We start from the raw sequence: 19,096 nt of genomic DNA on the forward strand, positions 1-19,096 counted from the left end.
CAGCCTGAGCATGGCCTGGTCACAACAGAAAAAACGACTGACATATTTATTTATCGTTGATTAACGCAGAATCCGATAAATAAAGAAAACCGGCTTTTCTGTTGTGGCTCCCGAAATAATTCTGGAAGCTTATAAATAATAAACCCCGGCCTTGGCCAGGGTTTATTTTTGTGGTTCAGCATGTCGATATTGAAACAATGATTCCTGTCTGCTCCGGGTTTACCCCATCTTCGCTATTGCAGGTGATTTGCCTTCAATATCAGGCGACATTACAGAACGACAACGTTACCCGCTGAAGGGCCTTTCTGGCCTTGTTCGATGGTGAACTCAACGTTCTGACCTTCGTCCAGGGTTTTGAAATCATTGCTCTGGATTGCAGAGAAGTGTACGAACACGTCTTTGCTGCCGTCTGCAGGAGAAATGAAACCGAAACCTTTACCAGCGTCAAACCATTTTACTAAACCAGTCATTTTATTAGACATAGGAAATACCTTCTTCGTTTTTATTTTATGATGCCATAGGGCAATATAGGTCTGTTTTTATTTGAAATACTTATGGATGCATCAGAGAAGGAAATTCGTCGGAGAAAGGATTTGCTATATCACTTGAACCAGGAACTGCTTTACTAAAATGTCTTACATAAATAGGTCTTAACCACAAACCGTTGACGCTATTTACACACAGCAGGATTTATTAAGCAAGCCTTTATTTCATCGCATTTCAATTGATGCTGATTATATTTCCGCGGCAAATAACCCGCAGGCCACGAAGGGCGGTAGCTGTAGCCCGAAAATAAACGAATAAAACCTGCCGGTTAAAACAGGTTTTAAGACGATTCCTCAGACTCACTTCGCGTTGTTTAGCGTGCAGATGCCCGGCGGACGCACTCGGCGCGGCGTCCGTCTACCCGTTTTGCAAACCACGCCGTGGTCAGCGTGCGGGTAATTTTTGGACTTTCCAGCGTAATCCCCGGCAGGATTTCGCGCGGCTGACGCTTGCCGGTAGTTTTATCTGCCAGCGCAAACACCTGCTTGTACAGCTTCGTGTCCTCAAACTCAGGCTGATCCCCCTTCTCCAGCGCCTTGCGGATGGCAGACTGGCTGAGATCCAGACGCTTGCTTAGCGTGCGCACCGCCAGCTCCGTGCTGCCCGGTTTATCGGTCCCGTAGTTGATCAGATCCCCGTCCAGCGCCAGCGGAATGCCCGAGGCCTTACTGACCGCACTCTGGAACGCGGCGTTGCGGCTGGCGTACCAGCCCGCATTGAAATCGGCAAAACGGTAAAGCGGCTGAGAATAATTCGCCGGATAGCCCAGCAAATGCTTCACGCCGAAATAGACACCGCCGCGACGGCTGAACACCTCATTACGAATGGAGCCATCGACTTTATACGGATAGCCTTTGGCATTTTGCTCAGCAAACGCAATGCTGACCTGCATCGGCCCGCCGGTATGCACCGGATTCAGATTGCCAAACAGCTTCTGCCCCATCGGCACCATATTGATAAAATCATCGAAAATCGCGCTGAGTTGTTTTTCGGTTTTCACCTTATCCAGCCGCTCGCTGTAAGATTTTCCGTCAGGAGATTTCAACAACAACGCGGTGTGCACCAGGAAATTCGGCACGTGAACCGCGTCAGCGCGGCGGTCGATCTCTTTCCACGCAATTTTTCCGAGCCCCGGCACCGGCGCGTCCGCGTTGAAATTGGATTCCTGCTGCGCCACGGCCAGCACGGAGCAAATATTGTCGGTCGTTGCCGGGATGCCCTGCGCTGAAAATGCCGCCGTGATGTCCGTTGCCCAGCCTTTCTTGTCCGGGGCGCCGGAAGGCATAAGCCGAACGATATCCGCCCTGGTGTCCTGCGGGTTTTTCAGCGGCGCCTCTTCTTTCTTATTCGAGGTACACCCGGCGAGGATCATTATTGCCAGCAGGCCGAGCGTGCGGGGAACTAAAAATGGCTTATCGTTCAAAGTCATACATTTCCTGAAGAGGCAGTTATCCGTTAACTCAGGGACGTTAACCAAGATAAGCGCGGCTTTCTAGTTAAAATTTCATCTTTTTACGCTAAGGTTAATCTTCTGAATATGGAGCAAAAGGAGCAAGGAATCCATGCATTACGCCACCAAAACCTCTCACTTTCACCGCGCATTTCTGATGCCTTTTATGCTGCTGATGATGATTTTTGCCGTCAGCGGCTGTGGCGACAAAGAGCCCGCACAGCGCAAAGCGTTTATGGATTTCCTCCAGTCGCGCATTCTGGATAAACAGGTGCTGGCCGTCCCGCAACTGACCGAAGAACAGAAAAAACAGTTCGGTGAATACAGCAAAGATTACGCGATCATCACCGGTTTCCATCACCAGATGAATACCGAGCTGAACTCGTCGCTGGTGCCGGTATTTGCCGGAATGAACAGTGTGAACAGCGTCAACGCGCTGGTCGAGCAACGCGATGATTTAAAGAAAATGGCCGACAGCAGCCTGAACTGGAAAGAAAAAATCATCACGCTGAGAACGCAGGCCGATACCCAGCGCAGTGCGCTGAAACAGCCGGATGACCTGAAAAAGCTTTACGATCAGGCCTACGATAAAACCGTGGTGAAACCTTCTGAAATCACTGAACAGGTGTTTGATTTACTGCCGAAGGTGCTGAATCTCATCGTGGAAAAAGCCGACTTCATCAAAAGCCAGGGCAAAAACGTCACCATTACCGGTAACCGCCTGCAATTTTCTACCCAAAAACAGCTCGATAAATACAACGCGATTCAGCAGCAGCTGGTGCCGCTCAATGCGCAGCTGATGGAATACAGCCGCCAGATGCAGCAAATGGTACGCTAAACCCGCATTCGTGCACCCTGACCGCCGAAAGGCGGTTTTTTCATGGCGACGCTTTTGTTATGGTGTGCGGCAATTAACTAAGGAGACACCTATGAGTGACGAAATTCTTGCCAAACGCGTGGATCAGCTTGAACGCGTAAACCGTGAACTTCTGGTTCAAATTTCCGCCATGCGTCTGCTGTTCGGCAGCGTCGGCAATGTGCTGAATGCCAGCCAGGAAAATGCTTTCACCGTCGCCGTCAATCAGGCGCTGGAAGCCAACCGTGCAGACGTCGCCAATCAGACCGATCTGGATGAGGCCTCACGCAAATTCCGCGAAGACGTCTTCAAATGCACCGAATCTCTGTTGCCGGGAAGCCGTTAATTCCCCATGCACAGTCAGGGCTCAACGCAAACTTGAGCCTTTTAATTTTCCCCCCACGCTTCTCCGCCCGCTTAGTTGGGACACATCAGCGCCAGTTCAGGGCTTTCCGGAAATACCCGTTCGCTGAGAAAATCGATTAACACCCGCAACTTTGGCGTCATATAGCCGCCCGATGGCCATAAAATGAAGAAGTCTGCACTGCGTTTAACGTACTGATCCAGCACCGTCACCAGCTGTCCACGCGCCAATTCCCTACGGATGCTAAAATCCGGCAAACACGCAATACCCAACCCCTGCAGAGCAAAACACTGGCGCGTTTCGATATTATTGCAAACCATCGATACCGGCAGCGTCAGATCCTGATGCGCAGGGAATGGCCACTGCTCAAGCTTTCCGCTGTTGGGAAACCGGAAATGCAGACAACGGTGATTCAGCAAGTCCTGCGGTTCGCCCGGCACGCCGTGCGCGGCAAAATAGGCCGGAGCGCCGACCAGCAGATGATGAAATGTGCCGAGTTTTCGCATCGAAAGCCGTGAATCGGCCATCTGCCCGGTACGCACCACGGCATCAAACCCTTCTTCCACCACATCAACGATACGATCGGTAAAATCCAGATCCAGTTCGATGTCAGGATAGCGGCGCATAAATTCCCCCAGCACCGGCAACAACAGTGTACTCACCTGCGGCAAACTCAGGCGCAGCCTGCCACGAGGACTTTCTGACAACTGAGATAACTCACTTTCCGCCGCTTCGAGCTCGGCGACAATCCGGCGGCTGCGCTCAAGAAACAGCGCACCTTCCGCCGTGAGAGTGACGCTGCGTGTACTGCGGTGAAACAGGCGGACGTTCAGCTTGGTTTCCATCCGGGCGATGCTTTTGCCCACCGCCGACGCCGATACCCCTAATATCCTCCCGGCGGCCACGAAGCTTCGGGTTTCAGCAACGTGCACAAACACATTAAGGCTACTCAGACTTTCCACTGCCACCTCCGATTACGGACAACAGAGTCCGCATACACTGGAAATGTACCCTACTTTTTCCGCACTGAGGAATTCTCTATCGTGATTTCACCTTTTCCATCACTGAGAGACTCCATGAATTCCACTGCACTGAAATCCCCCCTGCCGCTTTCGGCTTTACTGGCGATGGCGATGACCGGTTTCATCGGGATCATGACTGAAACCCTGCCCGCCGGTTTATTGCCCCAAATTTCTGCCGGCCTTGATATTTCGCAGGCGATGGCCGGCCAGCTGATCACGCTTTATGCCGCCGGATCTCTGATGGCGGTGATCCCGCTTGCGGCGATGACGCGCGGCTGGAACCGCCGCACCGCGTTACTGACCGCGATCCTTGGTTTTCTGGTGTTTAACACCATCACGACAATATCGACAAACTTCATGCTGACGCTGTTTGCCCGCTGGATGGCCGGTGCCGCGGCCGGTCTGGCGTGGGGATTACTGGCGGGCTATGCACGGCGTATGGTGCCGGTGCACCAGCAGGGACGGGCGCTATCGGTGGCCATGCTGGGCGCACCGGTGGCGCTGTCGATAGGCATACCGCTGGGGACGTGGATGGGCACCCTGCTCGGCTGGCGGACGGCATTCGGGGTCATGTCCGCCCTCACGCTGCTGCTGGTGGTATGGGTAATGCGTAAAGTGCCGGATTATCCGGGGCAGGCAGCCGGGGAACAGCAGTCGCTGCGCCATGTCATCATGATGCCCGGCGTGCGCAGCATACTGGCCGTGATCCTTCTGTGGATGCTGACGCACAACCTGCTTTACACCTATATCGTGCCGTTCCTGAAACTCTCCGGTCTGGCCGGACGGGCTGATCAGATCCTGCTGGTGTTCGGCATTGGCGCGCTGGCGGGAATTGGCATCACCGGCATGCTGGTGGATAAACGTCTCAGGCACACCCTGCTGACCAGCCTGGCGCTGTTCGCCCTGATTTCTGTAGGGCTGGCGCTGGACAGCCACTCTCCGTTCATGGTCACGTTGTGCGTTCTGGTCTGGGGGCTGACGTTCGGTGGCGCGGCAACGTTACTGCAAACCGCCATCGCGGATGCCACCGGGGAACAGGGGGATATCGCGCAATCGCTGGTGGTCGTATCATGGAACCTGGCGATTGCCGGTGGCGGTTTATCGGGTGGCATTCTGCTCAACACAACCGGCATTGACGTTTTCCCGTGGGTGATGGTTCTGCTGCTGCTGGCCGGTCTGGGCATCGCGTGGCGCGCACGGCAACACGGCTTTAAACCGGGCAGCCGGCATGCACTCATTTGCGCGGATCCGCTCACGAAGGGATAGGATCAAAGTTTCACTTTGTCTGAAAGGGTATAATTTCCTAAACCCTTTCAGAACCAAATGCCTGAAAGTTCCTCAGACGCAGCACTTTCTGATAGAGTAAAAAACAGGCAATGCAAAGACGATGAGACAATGGAAGCCCATAAAAAAGCCGCTATAATTTTGACTGTACTCACCCTGACAACCTTATTACTGGTGGCTTTTGAGTGGCTCGCCGACCAGTCAGTTCCCGAATTAAAGGAACACGTGGTCCACTACATTGACCGGCAAATCACCAGTTAACACGGGCTCAATACAGGGAGGCTCCGATGGTCACAAAAAGGATGATGAGTAAACACTGGAAGATGGTCGTCGTGCTGTTGTGCATTTGCGGCGGCCTGCTGTTACTCCGCTGGGCGGCCATGATTTGGGGTTGAGCTTTTATTGTTAGCGATACTATTTTGAGTTAAGTTGACGCCCATATGAAGACCCCCAAACCACGTCGCCCTCACGGGCGATGGACCTATTACATTATGTACGAAGACATTCTCTGGCCCTGCCCGGTTCGCTGGGAGTGGGAGAATGGCTATGGCGGCTGGCTGCCGTTTTACTATTCCCCGACGCTTGAGTTTGTTGCCGGTGACCCGCTGAAAGCGACCAAAGTGCCCGCTTCCAAAACGCGGGCCACGGTCAAAACCCTCAAAACACCGCAATACGAATACTGATCACACCGTTTCGATCAATCCGCTGGCTCTCAGCACCCTGCGCTGTACCGCTTCCGGCAGCACCGCATTGACACCTCCGACACACCCCAGACTGAACCAGTGACGCGCACGGGTGATCCCGGTGTAAATCAGCTCGCGCGTGAGGATCGGGCTGAGATTCTCCGGCAACAGCAGCGCGGTGTGGGTAAATTCAGAACCCTGCGATTTATGCACCGTCATGGCGAATACGGTTTCCACCGCCTGTAACCGGCCAGGCATCACCCAGCGGATACTTTGCGTACCGTCTCCGGACAAAAATGCCACGCGCATCCCCCATACCGTCGTCCCCTCCGCCAGCGTTTGCGGGTAAGGCAACGTAATGCCGATGTCGCCGTTCATCAGCCGCTGGCCGTAATCGTTGCGCGTCACCAGCACCGGACGCCCCGGATACCAGCCCACCGACGCCGGGATCAGTTTCTCTTTATACAGTAATTCCGCAATGCGCAGATTCAACCCTTCAACGCCCCAGCGCCCGCCGCGTAAAGCACACAACAACTGAAACTGACTGTAGGCCAGCAACACTTTTGTGGCCCAGCGGTTGAAGGATTCCGGCGGTTCATCCACAGCCGGTCGCTCATTATTCACCACCGTCAGATAATGCCGATAACCGGCTGGCGGCGAAATGCCCTCGCGGCTTTCTGTCGCAGGAAACTGCCCCGCCGCACCGTTGATCACCCAGTCGCGCAACGCCGCATCATCGTCGGCACTCAATGTCAGCTGCGCCAGGTCAGCGTAGCCGTGCTTCCAGACCTGTTTAAGGGCTTTCACATCCCCGTCGTTTACCGCTTCCGCCAACTGACCGATACCGCTTTGCGCATCAAAACGGTAGCTGTGGCGCAGCATCACCACGGCCTGATCGATCGCCGTACCTTGCGGATCCACCAGCGCATCGGGGATCTGCTCGCCGGTCACGCTTTGCAGCCAGTCACGGGTTTGCGGCAGATAATGGCCACCCCTGGCGCGCTGACAGAGTTCACTGAGCAACGCGCCCGCTTCCACCGACGCCAGCTGATCTTTATCACCGAGCAGGATCAGGCGTGCGCTCTCCGGCAACGCCGCCAGCAGTGCCGCCATCATTTCCAGATCGACCATCGAGGCTTCATCCACCACCAGCACGTCCAGCATCAGCGGATTGCCCTGATGATGGCGGAAATGCCGCGTATCCGGGCGGCTGCCCAGCAAGCGGTGCAGCGTCACCACTTCCGTATTAATGCTTTCACGCACCGCCTCGCCGTTGCCGAGCCCGCCGAGTTCCAGCTTCGAAACTGCCCCCGCAATCGACTCATTCAGCCGTGCCGCCGCTTTACCGGTCGGGGCGGCCAGCCGGATACGCATCGGCTGGCCCCGGTCTTCCAGTGCCAGCGTTTGCAGCAACGCCAGAAGGCGGACCACGGTGGTGGTTTTGCCGGTGCCGGGGCCGCCGGTAATAATGCTGAATGCACTTCCCGCCGCCAGCGCACAGGCCAGTTTCTGCCAGTTAACGTGCCCGGCATTGCGCTTCGCCGGGAACAGCGCGTCCAGCGCAGTGCGCAGGGAGTCCACCGGCAACGCCTGCGGCTGACTGCGCGCCAGCCGTTGTTCAATCGCTCCGCGCACGTTCTGTTCGTACTGCCAGTAGCGGCGCAGATATAACCGGTGGCCGGCCAGCACCAGCGGCGTATTGCCCGCACCGTTGCCGACCAGTTGCGGCTGCACCAGCGCATCCATCCATTGACGGAGCGTGAGATTATCCAGCACCGCTGAGGGGCGGATCACCGCACCGTCGGCGTGATCGCCATCCGGCGGCAGGGAAAGTGAAAAGGCGCTGTCCGCCAGCGTGGCCTGTAAATCCAGACAAACGTGGCCGCGTCCGAGCTGATAGCTGGTCAGCGCGGTGGCCAGCAATAACAGCGGATGCGCATCGGGCACCTGTTTCGCCAGAAACGTCACCAGCGCACGATCCAGCTCACGCAGCCAGCCGCACGCCACCCAGCTTGCCAGCAGGTGCGCGATATCTTCATGGCTGTTGATTTTCATGCGCTTTTCTCCTGATTACCACTAAACAGCATGTCGAGTTCTTCCATTAACGCTTTATCCGGCCGCTGAACGCAGACCCCGTTGCCCGGCGCATGGCTGCCGCGCAGGAAGACATACACCGCACCGCCGATGTGCCGGTCGTAGTCGTAATCCGGCAGACGTGATTTCAGCAGACGATGCAGGGCGAAAAGGTACAGCGTGAATTGCAGATCGTAGCGGTGATCCCGCATCGACTGCATCATTGCCGTCTGGTCATAGCCGCTGGCATCAGCGCCCAGCCAGTTAGATTTGTAATCCAGCACGTAATAACGCCCGTCGTGTTCGAACACCAGATCGATAAAGCCTTTCAGCATGCCGTTAAGATCTTCCCCCAGCAGTGGCGCGCGTTCTGCCCCGCCGAGCGTGTAGTGCTGAACCAGTTTGTCCAGGCGACGGGTCGGCACCTGCGTCAGGGAGAACCAGAACTCCATCTCCACCTGATACGGCGGCAAACCGGCCAGCGTAAACGCCCCGCCATCCGGCAGCGGTAACGGCTGCGTCAGCAGCGCGGTCAGCCAGCCGGTCAGCGCGGGGATCCATTTCTCCCAGCCGCGGGTCTGACAGCGACGGCCAATCTGATCGGCGATTTTCTCCGGTTCAGCCGCCAGCGCAGCAAAACCTTCGTCCCCCGCCCACTCCAGTAAACCATGCAGGAAATTGCCCGGCGACGGGCCGCGCGGAAACGCATACAAATCCGCGCCGGTCATCGGCTGCGATAATGCGTCTGTCAGTCGCAGATCCTCCAGCCCGAGGCTTTCGGAGATCTTGTTTTCAAAATAGGTGTCCTGAGCGGCGCTTTCGGCCTGCGCCTGCGGCTCGTGTGTTACCCCGTCTGAGACGATATAGGTTCCGGCAGGCGCGATTTGCAGACCCGAGAAACTCGATACCCACCAGCGCGGTGCTTTCTGCGTCCGCAACGGCGGGCGCGGCCCCAGCGCAGGCAGCGCCTGCTGCGGACGAAACACGGCGCCGTCAGGAACCGGCAGCGGCCATGCGCGCAGAGTGTCGGTTTCCAGCGCCTGCAAACGGCCCGGCAACGCGGCAGCATCGATCGCCTCGCCGCCGTTAAAAAGATAACCCGGCGCGCTCTTTTCAAACTCTTTCAGCGGTGCCATGCCCAGCCACAGCGCGTAACACGAGCGGGTCAGCGCCACGTAAAACTTACGCAGATCTTCCCCCAGCCGTTCACGGTCAGCCAGCGCCAGCTCGTCTTCACTGGCGCTTAACGCCACTTCCAGTTCGCCTTCCGGCGTATGCCATTTGAGCGGTGAATCCTGTTTTTTCACCGCGCGGAATGCGCAGGCAAACGGCAGGAAGACCAGCGGATATTCCAGACCTTTGGATTTATGCACCGTCACTACTTTCACCAGTTCGGCATCACTTTCCAGACGCAATTTCCGTGCGTCGCCGCCCTGATGTTCATCCTGACACTGCTCCGCCAGATAGCGGATCAGCGCATGTTCGCCGTCGAGCTGCACACTCGCCTGTTGCAGCAGTTCTGAAAGATGCAGCAAATCGGTCAGCGCCCGCTCATCACCGCGCCCGAGCAGGCGGCGCGGCACGTCGAACTCCCACATCAGGCGGCGCAGCATCGGTAAAATGCCCTGTTTGCGCCAGCAGGTACGGTACTCCTGAAACTGCCGGACATAGCGCTCCCACTCATTTTCATCCTGATTCAGACGATCCAGCGCTTCCCAGCTGAGATTGAGCGAAGGCGTCCCCAGGGCGGCACGCAGCAGACGATCGTTTTCCGGCGCGGCACAGGCCGCCAGCCAGAACTGCAATTCGCCTGCCTGCGCGCTCTGGAAAATGGATTCTTTATCTGACAGATAGACGCTGCGCACGCCGCGTTTGGACAGCGCCATGCGGATCGCCGCGGCCTCACGGCCGGTATTCACCAGCACCGCGATATCGCCCGGCATAACCGGTTTCAGCGGTTCTCCGGGGTGGCCGAAACCGGCGGTGCCCTGTTGCCCGAGACGCAGCAAACGGACAATTTCTGTCGCACATCCGTCAGACATCAGCTGAACGTACTGAAGTTTCGGCAACGCTTCCGCCTGATCTTCCGGATACCACAGCGTCATGGCGGCAGCTTCGGCGTCGTCAATCACCAGCGTATCGGCGCGTCCTTTGGCTTCCACAGACAGGAACGGCACCTGATTGTCATCACCACGACGGAACAGAAAAGCTCCCTCGCCGGATGCGCGGGATTCCGCCAGCTGGAACACTTCGTTCACGGCCGCGACCATGGCGCGGGTGGAACGGAAGTTGGTCGCCAGCGTGTAGTGACGTCCGCCGGTATCGCGACGCGCCCGCAGATAGGTGTAAATATCGGCCCCGCGAAACGCATAAATCGCCTGTTTCGGATCGCCGATCAGGATCAGCCCCTGTTCCGGTACATTTTTTGCCACCCGGTAAACGGTATCGAAAATACGGTATTGCAGCGGGTCGGTGTCCTGAAATTCGTCGATCATCGCCACCGGGAACTGGGTGCGGATGATCTCCGCCAGCCGTTCACCGTTATCACTGCGCAGCGCGGCGTCGAGGCGGGTCAGTAAATCGTTGAAGCCCATCTGCGCACGCTTTTGCTGCTCGGCGTCAAAGCGGTTTTCTATCCAGCGGCAGGCGTGTTTCAGCAAACCGCTGCGCGCATCAGGCAAACTCTCGAGACGCGCTTTCAGGGTTTCCATCGCGGTCAGCGCCGGGTGCGCAGGCGGCTCGCCCTGTTTCCAGCACTCTGCCAGGCCTTCCGGCGTCAGGCGTTCCCAGCCGGTTTTCAGATCCGGCATCACTTCATCGGTGGTGGCCCAGGTATGGAGTTTTTCCAGCCACGGCGTGAAATAACGCGCCTGAATTTTACGGCCATCGACCACTTTCGCCGCCACCGCGCCCTCGAGGATCGTGCGCAGCTCCTGCGTCCATTGTGCCCAGCCCTGTTTCAGCGCCGCCAGCTCGTCGGCTTTCTGCTGACTGACCGTTTCGCACACCTGCGCAGGCGGTTCATCCGATCCCAGTTCGTCGGCATAGTCCAGCAGTGGCATCACACTCTGGTGTAACGCTTCCGGCGTGCGCCACCAGCCGCGCAGGGTGCGGATGTCCGGCTCCGGCAGCGCGAAATAGAAGCTGCGCCAGTAGTCGCGCACCACGTCCATCAGCAATTCGCTCTGATCGGTTTCCAGTGTCTGCGTAAACAGGCTGTCGCTGTCGAACGCGTGTTCGCCCAGCATCCGGTTACACCAGCCGTGGATGGTGGAAACCGCCGACTCATCCATCCATTCGGCCGCCAGTTGCAATTTACGGGCACAGCCCGGCCATTGCTCCGGCGTATATTCCGCACGCAGTGTTAAGAGAAATTCGTCGCCCGATGACGGCTCATGCGGATCTTCCTGAAAGCAAACCGCTGCTTTGGACAGACGTTCACGAATACGATCCCGCAGCTCTTTGGTGGCCGCATCGGTGAAGGTCACCACCAGAATGTCGGGCGGCGTCAGCGGGCGGCTGAAGGCGTTATCGCCACCGTGCCCGAGCACCAGCCGCACGTACAGCGCGGCGATGGTGAAGGTTTTCCCGGTACCGGCGCTGGCTTCAATCAGGCGGCTGCCGGTCAGCGGGAAATTCAGCACATTGAGGGCCGATGGCAGGGTGCGATCCGTCATTCCTTTCCTCCTTTCTTACTGCGAGAAAGATGATTTTTCAGCGGAGCCAGAAGCAGATCCGCAAGCACGGCGAATTCGCCGTCGGACCACAATGTGGCAAAATCAGGCCACGCGCGGGCCAGATAAGGGTTGCTGTCGCGCTCACCGAATTTTTTGTTAGCCGGATCGTGATTTTCATAGGCATCACGGGCGGCAAACCAGGCATCGCTGTCCGGCGCGCTCTGTTCATTGCCGTCTTTTTTCAGCCAGACGAAGGCGGTTTTCACCGCCAGCGGCAGCGGACGTAACTGCCCCTGCTGCCAGGTCTCCACCAGCGTTTGCCACAATGCTTCGGCCTGTGAAATCTCCAGCGGCGGCAGTTCAGCGGTGCCGTTTTTGCTGACAATAATGCTGTGCATCGGCTGCCCGCCGAGGTGTCCGGCCAGATGAGCGACCCAGTACGGCAGCAGTTTGTCGAAGCGGTAGCTGCGCTCTTTGGTCATCAGGCCGCCACTTTCCAGCACCACGCGCGCCCGTTCACCGCCCTCACTGGCGCGCAGATCGCCCAGCCAGTCGGAGAAACTGACGCCGCCGGTATCAACGCTCAGCGATTCATTGCCCAGAGCCTGCGGCCACGCGTCGAGCACCTGCTGATAGCTGGCAAACAGTTGTTCCATCGGCTCCGCCAGATCTTCACTCAGCACTCTGGCAAATTCGCCCGGTGCCAGCTCGCCGCGCCGTTCGATGCGTTCAAGCTGCTGTCGCAAAACATCCTGCCGCGACACCCCGGCTTCCAGCGCCCATTTCTGCGCGCGGATCAGTTCATCCTGTAATCGCCAGTTTTCCAGCGCGTTCACATCGAAGGGTTCCTGATCTTCGCTGCCCGGATCTTCCCGCTCAAAATAGATATTCAGCCGCTGGCGGAAGAAGCTGCGCACCGGATCTGACAGAAAATCCGACAGCTGGCGCAGCGTCAGCGCCCCTTCCTGTTCAACAGGTTGCAGCGGTTGTGCAGCAACGTCAGCGGCTTCCGCTTCCAGCCCGGCACGCCATTCGTGGGCATAACTGAACAGTGCGCTGTCTTTAACAAAATAGTCGCGGTTGAACGGCTGAAGGCGATGTTCAACGGTCAGCGCCGGCAGCACCTCGTCGCCGCTGCTGAGCGTCCAGCCTGCCGCCAGATGGTCACGCAGTTGCGCCACCAGCACCGACGGCGGGCGCTCAGTGTTGTCATGAATGCTGCGCCCCACCCAGCTGATGTGTAGGCGTTCGCGGGCAGAAAGCAGCGCTTCGAGGAACAGGTAGCGGTCATCTTCCCGACGTGAACGGTCACCGGGGCGGTAATCGCGTCCCATCAGATCGAAATCCATCGGCACGCGGTTACGCGGATAATCGCCGTCGTTCATGCCGAGCAGGTAAACGTGGCGGAAGGGAATGGCGCGCATCGGCATCAGCGTGGCAAAGGTCACCGCACCGCCGAAGAACGGCTGCGTCAGGCCGGACTGGTCAAACTGCGCCAGCCAGTGATCGCGCACCACAGAAAGCGGCAGTTCGGCCTGTAAATCAACGCTTTCACAGGCTTCCAGCCAGGTGTCCAGTTCGGTGTGCAGACGGACTAAAATGAAGCCGTCCTCTCCCTCGTCGTCCTGTGCAAAATACTGTGAAAGGATCGCGCGCAGACGTTCGCCCCAGACCTGCGGCGCGGCGGGCTCGCGCAGCTGACGCCAGGTTTCATCAAGGCAACTCAGCAGATGCGACAACGGCCCGATCAGCGCCGCGTCCAGCCCGCCGATTTCATCCAGCGGCTCGATATTCCCCCAGGCTTCGCCGCTGCCCACTGCGTAGCCCAGCAGCATCCGTTGCAGGCCAAAGAACCAGCTGTTTTGCTCCGGCGATAACGGCAGTTCGAGGCTCTGACGCTGTTCGGCGTGCAGCCCCCAGCGCACGTTGGCGGCGCGTATCCAGCGGTGCAACAGCGGCAGTTGTTCTTCTTCGATGGCAAAGCGCTGACGCACCGACGGCACATCGAGTAAATCCAGCAAATCACTGACGGCAAACCGCGACTGCGGCAAATTCAGCAGGCGTTCCAGCGCGCCGAGCAGAGAATTATTTTGGCGCGGCCCCTGATCGGCGACGGTGAACGGAATGTAGCGCGGGTCGCTGCGCGCGGTCAGGCCGAACACCGCCTGAATATGCGGCGCGTAGCCGTTGATGTCCGGCACCATCACAATAATATCGCGCGGTCTGAGCGTCGGATCTGCCGCCAGCGCGGCCAGCAGACGGTCATGCAGCACTTCCACTTCACGCTGGGCGCTGTGGGTAATGTAGAAGCGCAGAGAGTCGTCCTGCGCATTCAGCGGCGGCCAGTATCCTTTGGTTTCAGCCAGCGGGCGCAGTTGCAAAATATCTTCCTGCAACTGGTGCAGTAACGTGTCGGTGCCGTTAGAGGTAAAGAGATCAATACGCGGGATCACCGGCGCCAGTTGCGAGGCATAGGATTCGTGGTTGTCATATTCATTGAGCAGGCCGATATAATCGCGCCCCTGTTTGCCCCACGCCGCCAGCAGCGGATGGGCATGCTGATGAAGCTCATCATCGTTCATCACCGGCGGCATACCCGGCTTGCGCTGCTGACGCATCCGTTCGGCGCGCAGCAGATCTTTATCGGCGATGATATCGCTCCAGTCGTGCTCGCACGGGTTATGCACGCACATAAAAATGTGCGTCCAGCGGCCAAGCACCGCCAGCACTTCGAGAGACTGCTGTGGCAGTGAAGAGATGCCGAAAACGACCAGGCGCGCAGGCAGACCGGCCGGGCGCTGATGTTCAGAAAGCGTTTGGGCGTGGTGCAGAAAACGCTGATGCAGCGCGGCGCGACTGGTATTACGCTGATTTTCAGGAACATCCGCCAGCAGTGCACGCCACAGTTGAGGCTGCCACAGCAGGTTTTCCGGTAAAGGATCGCTGCCCTTGCGGCTGGTACGCAGAACGTCCAGTCCGTTGCCCCAGTCCTCCAGCCAGTCGGCGCGATACACCTGATACTGATCGAACAAATCGGCCAGACGCTGTGCCAGCTGATGCAGTTTGCGCATGTCGCCGTCGTCTTTTAAGAAACGCGCCAGCGGTGCAAACACCGGTTCGGTGAGCAATTGCGGTAACAGCCGGATCAGCCGCCAGGTGAGCAATGGCCGGTCGAACGGTGAAGATTCCGGCACCTGCTCTTTGCCGAGCACGGCGCGGTACACCTGCCAGAAAAAACGCGCCGGAAGTTTGATGTCCAGCGCCGCCGCAATGCCGCAGCCGCCGTCATCAGCATCGCGCGCCAGCGCCAGTTTCAGCCACTGGTTGATGCCATTGCTCTGCACCAGAATCACTTCATTTTCCAGCGGCGAAAGCGGATGCGCCGCCATCCACGTGATCAGCACGTCCCTCAGGGCTTCTGAGTGATTGCCGTGTAACACCATCAAACCTGAATTCACGCCCGCATCCCTTATTATCGCTGGTTTAAGGGAGAGATTTTGCGTTGATTTGGAAAGGATTGAAAGGAAAAGAGGCCGGGATTGCAGGCACCGTCATCCTGTCAGAGGGTGACATTAATCATGACTCCCCTGATAATTTCATTAGCCAATAAATTAGTTTTTAATTAAATTCATTTCAGTAACATTCAGCTATCTAATAATTTTCTGTTTATCAGAGGTAAAAATCTCATTTTTTAGAAGATTCAGAAAACAGCTTTTGTGTCGTGAAAAGTAAACTGTTATAAAGAAGCGTTAGTTATTTACCGCATAACAAATACAAGTGAATCAGTTAATAAAAATATTTACAGTGAATATTAGAATTATCTATAGTGGTGTTTTCTTGTAAGCATTATTGGCTCTCGCCGCTATACCTGCTGAAAGGCACGGAAAAATAAACAATAAAAACAATTCTTTACACTTTAAAAACAGCAAGTGCATCACGAAAAAACGTAAAAAATCCAGACAGTTTCTGTGCGGTCGCCAGAAATTACCGGGTCTGAAAGACATCTGTGATTTATTATTTACACTATCAATACCACTCAGCATGTATATTTGTATTTCAGCTATCATGACAGGTAAGAAAAATATTTTATCGGAAAATGCTACGTCACTTTTAGAATTCCCCGGCAGGTGCAGTTCGAAATATTCCTCATCGAATAACCGGGTTATTCCATTGTGAATTGAATCGCCAGGACGGCGTTTAGCATTATCTGATTTTCACGAGCAACACCCTGCATCTCAACCAGGGTGGGCAATTGCTGGCCGGCAGAAACTGGAGCTGACGGCCAGCCCCCACAGCACGGAAGAGGTGCTTAGCGCGCGACTTAACCGCGCGCCGCTTTAATCATCCCGTCCAGCCATTCCTGATGGCCGTTGATCATCGGATTCGGCCGCGTCACTGCGAGATCGCGTGCCGGTTTTCCATTCTGCGTTTCCTGGGTCAGGATGCGTACGCGGCCACCGGAAAGTTCTTCGATAAGCCACGCGTGATGCACGTCAAGACGCGTGTCGGCGTCGCCTTCTGCCCAGCCGTGCCACGCCATGCGCGCGGGCTGGCCGTTGGCTGGCGGGACGTATTCATTCACCTGCGCTTCCACCGGAAAGCCGAAGGTGCTGAAGCGAAAACGTGCGCCGTCGCTCAGCCCCGGTCCGCTGCCGTCGTGAAACGCAATATCCGACGCGTTGCTGTAATACTCCGGCCAGGCGGCGGTGTTATCGAGTTGTGCCCAGAGTTGTTCAACGGTCAGGCCGGTGATGATCATTTCGTTAGACGCGAAGTTATCGGCTTCGCCGGGGAGGTAGCCTTGCGGCCAGTTGATCGCATTCATGTGTGATTCCTTTATGTCCGGGAAACAGCCCGCGGGCTGGTGTCCACAAAGAATACGCACCGCTGAGATATTACGGAAATCATGGCTCGTGATAGCCAGCATGGCTTATTTTTATATCTTGGAGACAGATAAAAAAACAGGCAGAAGAAGACTTCTGCCTGCCGACAATGACGCTGATGTCAATCAGCGATCAGTTAATGCTGTAACGCTCAAGCCAGTGGGCGTAAGGCGCAGGCAAGACCCATGACGGATTGTCTTCGCCCAGCTCTTTCGCCAGCGCATACGGATAATGCGGGTTGGCGAGCATCGCGCGGCCAATCATCACCAGATCCATATCTTCTTCGCTGATGCAGCGCTCGGCGATTTGCGCCGAAGCCACGCCCCATGAGCTGGCCACCGGCAAACCGGCTTCTGCACGCACGCGGCGCGACACCGGCGCGAGGAAACCGGCACCCCACGGGATCTGCGCTTCCCAGGTGGAGAAACCGACGCTGACGTTCAGCATATCCAGCCCTTTCTCACGCAGAATGCGGGTCAGTTCGATAGATTCCGCCAGGGTTTCTTCGTCGCGGCCATCGTATTCAATTACGCCGAAACGCGCGGTGATGGGCAGATTTTTCGGCCAGACGGCGTTAACGGCGTCGAAAGTCTCAATCAGGAAACGGCTGCGACCGGCGAAATCACCGCCGTATTCGTCGGTGCGGGTGTTGGAATGCACGGAGAAGAAGCTTTGCGCCAGATAGCCGTGGGCAAAGTGCAGTTCCAGCCATTCAAAACCGGCATCGCGCGCACGTTTTGCCGCGGCCACAAAATCCGCCATCACGCGCTGGATATCGGCTTTGGTCATCTCTTTCGGCACTTTTGGCAGATGCTTACCAAACGCAACGGCGGAAGGCGCAATCGTCGCCCAGCCGCGCGCGTCGCCTTCGGCAATATGGTCGTCCCCTTCCCACGGCAGATTGGCGCTGGCTTTACGGCCTGCGTGACCGATCTGGATCCCCGGTACTGCGCCTGCGGCTTTGATGGATGTGGCGATTTTCGCCAGTTCAGCGGCCTGTTCATCGTTCCAGATCCCCAGGCACCCTGGGGTGATGCGGCCTTCAGGTGACACCGCCGTCGCTTCGACAATGACCAGGCTTGCGCCACCGCGGGCGAGGGTCGCGTAATGCACCTGATGCCAGTCGTTCGGCACGCCATCAGTGGCGGAATACTGGCACATCGGCGGAACGGCGATACGGTTTTTTAAGGTGACGTCTTTCAATGTAAAAGGCGTGAAAAGTGCAGACATATATTTTCCTCGAAGGATGGGATCATTCAGCAACCAGCGTGCCGTCAAAGAGCTATAAGCAGAAGTCTGAAAATATTATAGTGCCTATTATATTTCGTTATAACTCAATCGGTGCCCTGCCCATGCGCAATCTGAAAAGTCTCGATCTGAATCTGCTAAAGACGTTCGATGCACTGCTCGACGAGCGCAGCGTGACCCGCGCCGCCGAGCGCCTTTCCCTGACGCAGCCTGCCGTGAGCAGCATGTTGACGCGTCTGCGCGAAAGCTTTGATGACCCTTTATTTGTGCGTGCGCGCTACGGCATTGTGCCGACCGAGCGTGCGCTGGCGCTGGCAAAACCGGTGAAACGGGTGATGGCGGAAATTGACGCGCTGTTGCAGCCGGAAGCCTTTGTTCCCGCCGAATGCGAGATGACGTTTACGCTGGCCGCCACGGATTACGCGCTGAGCGTGATTATCGTGCCGTTCTTTTCCCTGTTGCGGCAACGGGCGCCGGGCATTCATCTGTCGGTTCAGCGGGCGGAGGCATCGAACATTCAGGAGCGGCTGGAACGCGGTGAAGTCGATCTCGCTCTGCTGACACCGGAAACCACGCCGCCCGACCTGCATATCCGCCATTTGTACGATGAGCGTTATGTTTGCACGCTGCGCAAAGGCCACCCCGCGCTGGACAAAGGAACGATTTCCCTCGGGACGTTTTGTCATTACGACCATGCGCTGGTGTCGCTGAGCGGCGAAAATTTTGCCGGAGTGACGGATACCGCGCTCCGGGCGCTCGGCAAAAAACGCAATGTGGTGTTGTCGGTCAACAGTTTTCTGGTGCTGCCGCCGGTGTTGCAGACCACGGATCTGATCGCCGTGGTGCCGGAACGGCTGGTGCGAGATGCCGCAGGGCTGGAAGTGATACCGCCGCCGCTGGACATTCCCGGCTTTACTAAAGTCGCCGCATGGCACGAACGCTCGCATCTCTCCCCCGCGCACCAGTGGCTGAGGCAGCAACTGGCGCAGGTCTGTAGCGGGCAGTAGGAT

The 19,096-nt window shown here is 57.1% G+C and carries 14 protein-coding genes; 6 read left to right on the forward strand and 8 right to left on the reverse strand.

What is annotated here, in order from left to right:
* Positions 1–269: 269 nt before the first annotated feature.
* Positions 270–482, reverse strand: a complete 213-nt coding sequence (gene cspE, locus ACO0U8_RS13295) for a transcription antiterminator/RNA stability regulator CspE (RefSeq protein WP_056781364.1) — start codon at positions 480–482, stop codon at positions 270–272.
* 377 nt (positions 483–859) lie between these two features.
* Positions 860–1,975 (reverse strand): DUF1615 domain-containing protein, encoded by a 1,116-nt coding sequence (locus tag ACO0U8_RS13300; protein ID WP_136375094.1) that lies wholly within the window; start codon positions 1,973–1,975, stop codon positions 860–862.
* A 133-nt stretch (positions 1,976–2,108) separates the two neighbouring features.
* On the opposite strand from ACO0U8_RS13300, the gene ACO0U8_RS13305 reads away from it, so the two are divergent.
* Both ACO0U8_RS13305 and ACO0U8_RS13310 read left to right on the forward strand, forming a co-directional pair.
* The gene (locus tag ACO0U8_RS13305; protein ID WP_421670947.1) at positions 2,109–2,834 is read left to right on the forward strand and encodes a DUF3053 domain-containing protein; all 726 of its coding nucleotides are present in this window, start codon (positions 2,109–2,111) and stop codon (positions 2,832–2,834) included.
* A gap of 91 nt (positions 2,835–2,925) precedes the next feature.
* Positions 2,926–3,198 carry a hypothetical protein gene (locus ACO0U8_RS13310; protein WP_056781372.1) on the forward strand — a complete coding sequence of 91 codons (273 nt, stop codon included), beginning with the start codon at positions 2,926–2,928 and terminating at the stop codon, positions 3,196–3,198.
* Between the two features lie 71 nt (positions 3,199–3,269).
* Here ACO0U8_RS13310 and ACO0U8_RS13315 read toward each other — a convergent pair whose 3' ends face one another.
* The gene (locus tag ACO0U8_RS13315; protein ID WP_421670948.1) at positions 3,270–4,178 is read right to left on the reverse strand and encodes a LysR family transcriptional regulator; all 909 of its coding nucleotides are present in this window, start codon (positions 4,176–4,178) and stop codon (positions 3,270–3,272) included.
* A 114-nt stretch (positions 4,179–4,292) separates the two neighbouring features.
* Between ACO0U8_RS13315 and ACO0U8_RS13320 the strand changes: the two genes are divergently transcribed.
* The 3 genes from ACO0U8_RS13320 to ACO0U8_RS13330 all read left to right on the forward strand — a co-directional run bounded on the left by ACO0U8_RS13320 (position 4,293) and on the right by ACO0U8_RS13330 (position 6,205).
* The gene (locus ACO0U8_RS13320) at positions 4,293–5,504 is read left to right on the forward strand and encodes an MFS transporter (RefSeq protein WP_421670949.1); all 1,212 of its coding nucleotides are present in this window, start codon (positions 4,293–4,295) and stop codon (positions 5,502–5,504) included.
* A 305-nt stretch (positions 5,505–5,809) separates the two neighbouring features.
* Positions 5,810–5,917, forward strand: a complete 108-nt coding sequence (yniD, locus tag ACO0U8_RS13325) for a small membrane protein YniD (RefSeq protein WP_112164783.1) — start codon at positions 5,810–5,812, stop codon at positions 5,915–5,917.
* 45 nt (positions 5,918–5,962) lie between these two features.
* Positions 5,963–6,205, forward strand: a complete 243-nt coding sequence (locus ACO0U8_RS13330) for a hypothetical protein (RefSeq protein WP_072158192.1) — start codon at positions 5,963–5,965, stop codon at positions 6,203–6,205.
* On the opposite strand, the gene recD is transcribed toward ACO0U8_RS13330, so the two are convergent.
* The 5 genes from recD to ACO0U8_RS13355 all read right to left on the reverse strand — a co-directional run bounded on the left by recD (position 6,206) and on the right by ACO0U8_RS13355 (position 18,068).
* A complete protein-coding gene (recD, locus tag ACO0U8_RS13335) occupies positions 6,206–8,260 on the reverse strand; it encodes an exodeoxyribonuclease V subunit alpha (RefSeq protein ID WP_390972915.1) in 2,055 nt (684 codons plus the stop codon).
* Positions 8,257–11,955 (reverse strand): exodeoxyribonuclease V subunit beta, encoded by a 3,699-nt coding sequence (gene recB / locus ACO0U8_RS13340; RefSeq protein WP_421670950.1) that lies wholly within the window; start codon positions 11,953–11,955, stop codon positions 8,257–8,259. Before recB ends, recD begins: the two co-directional genes overlap by 4 nt.
* Complete coding sequence (recC, locus tag ACO0U8_RS13345; protein WP_421670999.1) at positions 11,952–15,398, reverse strand: exodeoxyribonuclease V subunit gamma; 3,447 nt, start codon at positions 15,396–15,398, stop codon at positions 11,952–11,954. Before recC ends, recB begins: the two co-directional genes overlap by 4 nt.
* 878 nt (positions 15,399–16,276) lie before the next feature.
* The gene (locus ACO0U8_RS13350) at positions 16,277–16,780 is read right to left on the reverse strand and encodes an SRPBCC domain-containing protein (RefSeq protein ID WP_183848001.1); all 504 of its coding nucleotides are present in this window, start codon (positions 16,778–16,780) and stop codon (positions 16,277–16,279) included.
* Positions 16,781–16,970: 190 nt separating this feature from the next.
* Positions 16,971–18,068 (reverse strand): NADH:flavin oxidoreductase/NADH oxidase, encoded by a 1,098-nt coding sequence (locus ACO0U8_RS13355; protein WP_122097392.1) that lies wholly within the window; start codon positions 18,066–18,068, stop codon positions 16,971–16,973.
* Between the two features lie 122 nt (positions 18,069–18,190).
* Between ACO0U8_RS13355 and ACO0U8_RS13360 the strand changes: the two genes are divergently transcribed.
* A complete protein-coding gene (locus tag ACO0U8_RS13360; protein ID WP_421670951.1) occupies positions 18,191–19,093 on the forward strand; it encodes a LysR family transcriptional regulator in 903 nt (300 codons plus the stop codon).
* Positions 19,094–19,096 lie beyond the last annotated feature (3 nt).

Origin of the sequence: Rahnella sp. EDr1-12, assembly GCF_049206505.1 — a bacterium.
Taxonomy (GTDB): Bacteria; Pseudomonadota; Gammaproteobacteria; order Enterobacterales; family Enterobacteriaceae; genus Rahnella; species Rahnella rivi.

What these genes read in the sequence shown, in the direction of transcription:
- cspE (WP_056781364.1), bottom strand. Translation starts at nt 482, where the DNA reads ATGTCTAATAAAATGACTGGTTTAGTAAAATGGTTTGACGCTGGTAAA.
- ACO0U8_RS13300 (WP_136375094.1), bottom strand. Translation starts at nt 1,975, where the DNA reads ATGACTTTGAACGATAAGCCATTTTTAGTTCCCCGCACGCTCGGCCTG.
- ACO0U8_RS13305 (WP_421670947.1), top strand. Translation starts at nt 2,109, where the DNA reads ATGCATTACGCCACCAAAACCTCTCACTTTCACCGCGCATTTCTGATG.
- ACO0U8_RS13310 (WP_056781372.1), top strand. Translation starts at nt 2,926, where the DNA reads ATGAGTGACGAAATTCTTGCCAAACGCGTGGATCAGCTTGAACGCGTA.
- ACO0U8_RS13320 (WP_421670949.1), top strand. Translation starts at nt 4,293, where the DNA reads ATGAATTCCACTGCACTGAAATCCCCCCTGCCGCTTTCGGCTTTACTG.
- yniD (WP_112164783.1), top strand. Translation starts at nt 5,810, where the DNA reads ATGGTCACAAAAAGGATGATGAGTAAACACTGGAAGATGGTCGTCGTG.
- ACO0U8_RS13330 (WP_072158192.1), top strand. Translation starts at nt 5,963, where the DNA reads ATGAAGACCCCCAAACCACGTCGCCCTCACGGGCGATGGACCTATTAC.
- recD (WP_390972915.1), bottom strand. Translation starts at nt 8,260, where the DNA reads ATGAAAATCAACAGCCATGAAGATATCGCGCACCTGCTGGCAAGCTGG.
- recB (WP_421670950.1), bottom strand. Translation starts at nt 11,955, where the DNA reads ATGACGGATCGCACCCTGCCATCGGCCCTCAATGTGCTGAATTTCCCG.
- recC (WP_421670999.1), bottom strand. Translation starts at nt 15,398, where the DNA reads ATGGTGTTACACGGCAATCACTCAGAAGCCCTGAGGGACGTGCTGATC.
- ACO0U8_RS13350 (WP_183848001.1), bottom strand. Translation starts at nt 16,780, where the DNA reads ATGAATGCGATCAACTGGCCGCAAGGCTACCTCCCCGGCGAAGCCGAT.
- ACO0U8_RS13355 (WP_122097392.1), bottom strand. Translation starts at nt 18,068, where the DNA reads ATGTCTGCACTTTTCACGCCTTTTACATTGAAAGACGTCACCTTAAAA.
- ACO0U8_RS13360 (WP_421670951.1), top strand. Translation starts at nt 18,191, where the DNA reads ATGCGCAATCTGAAAAGTCTCGATCTGAATCTGCTAAAGACGTTCGAT.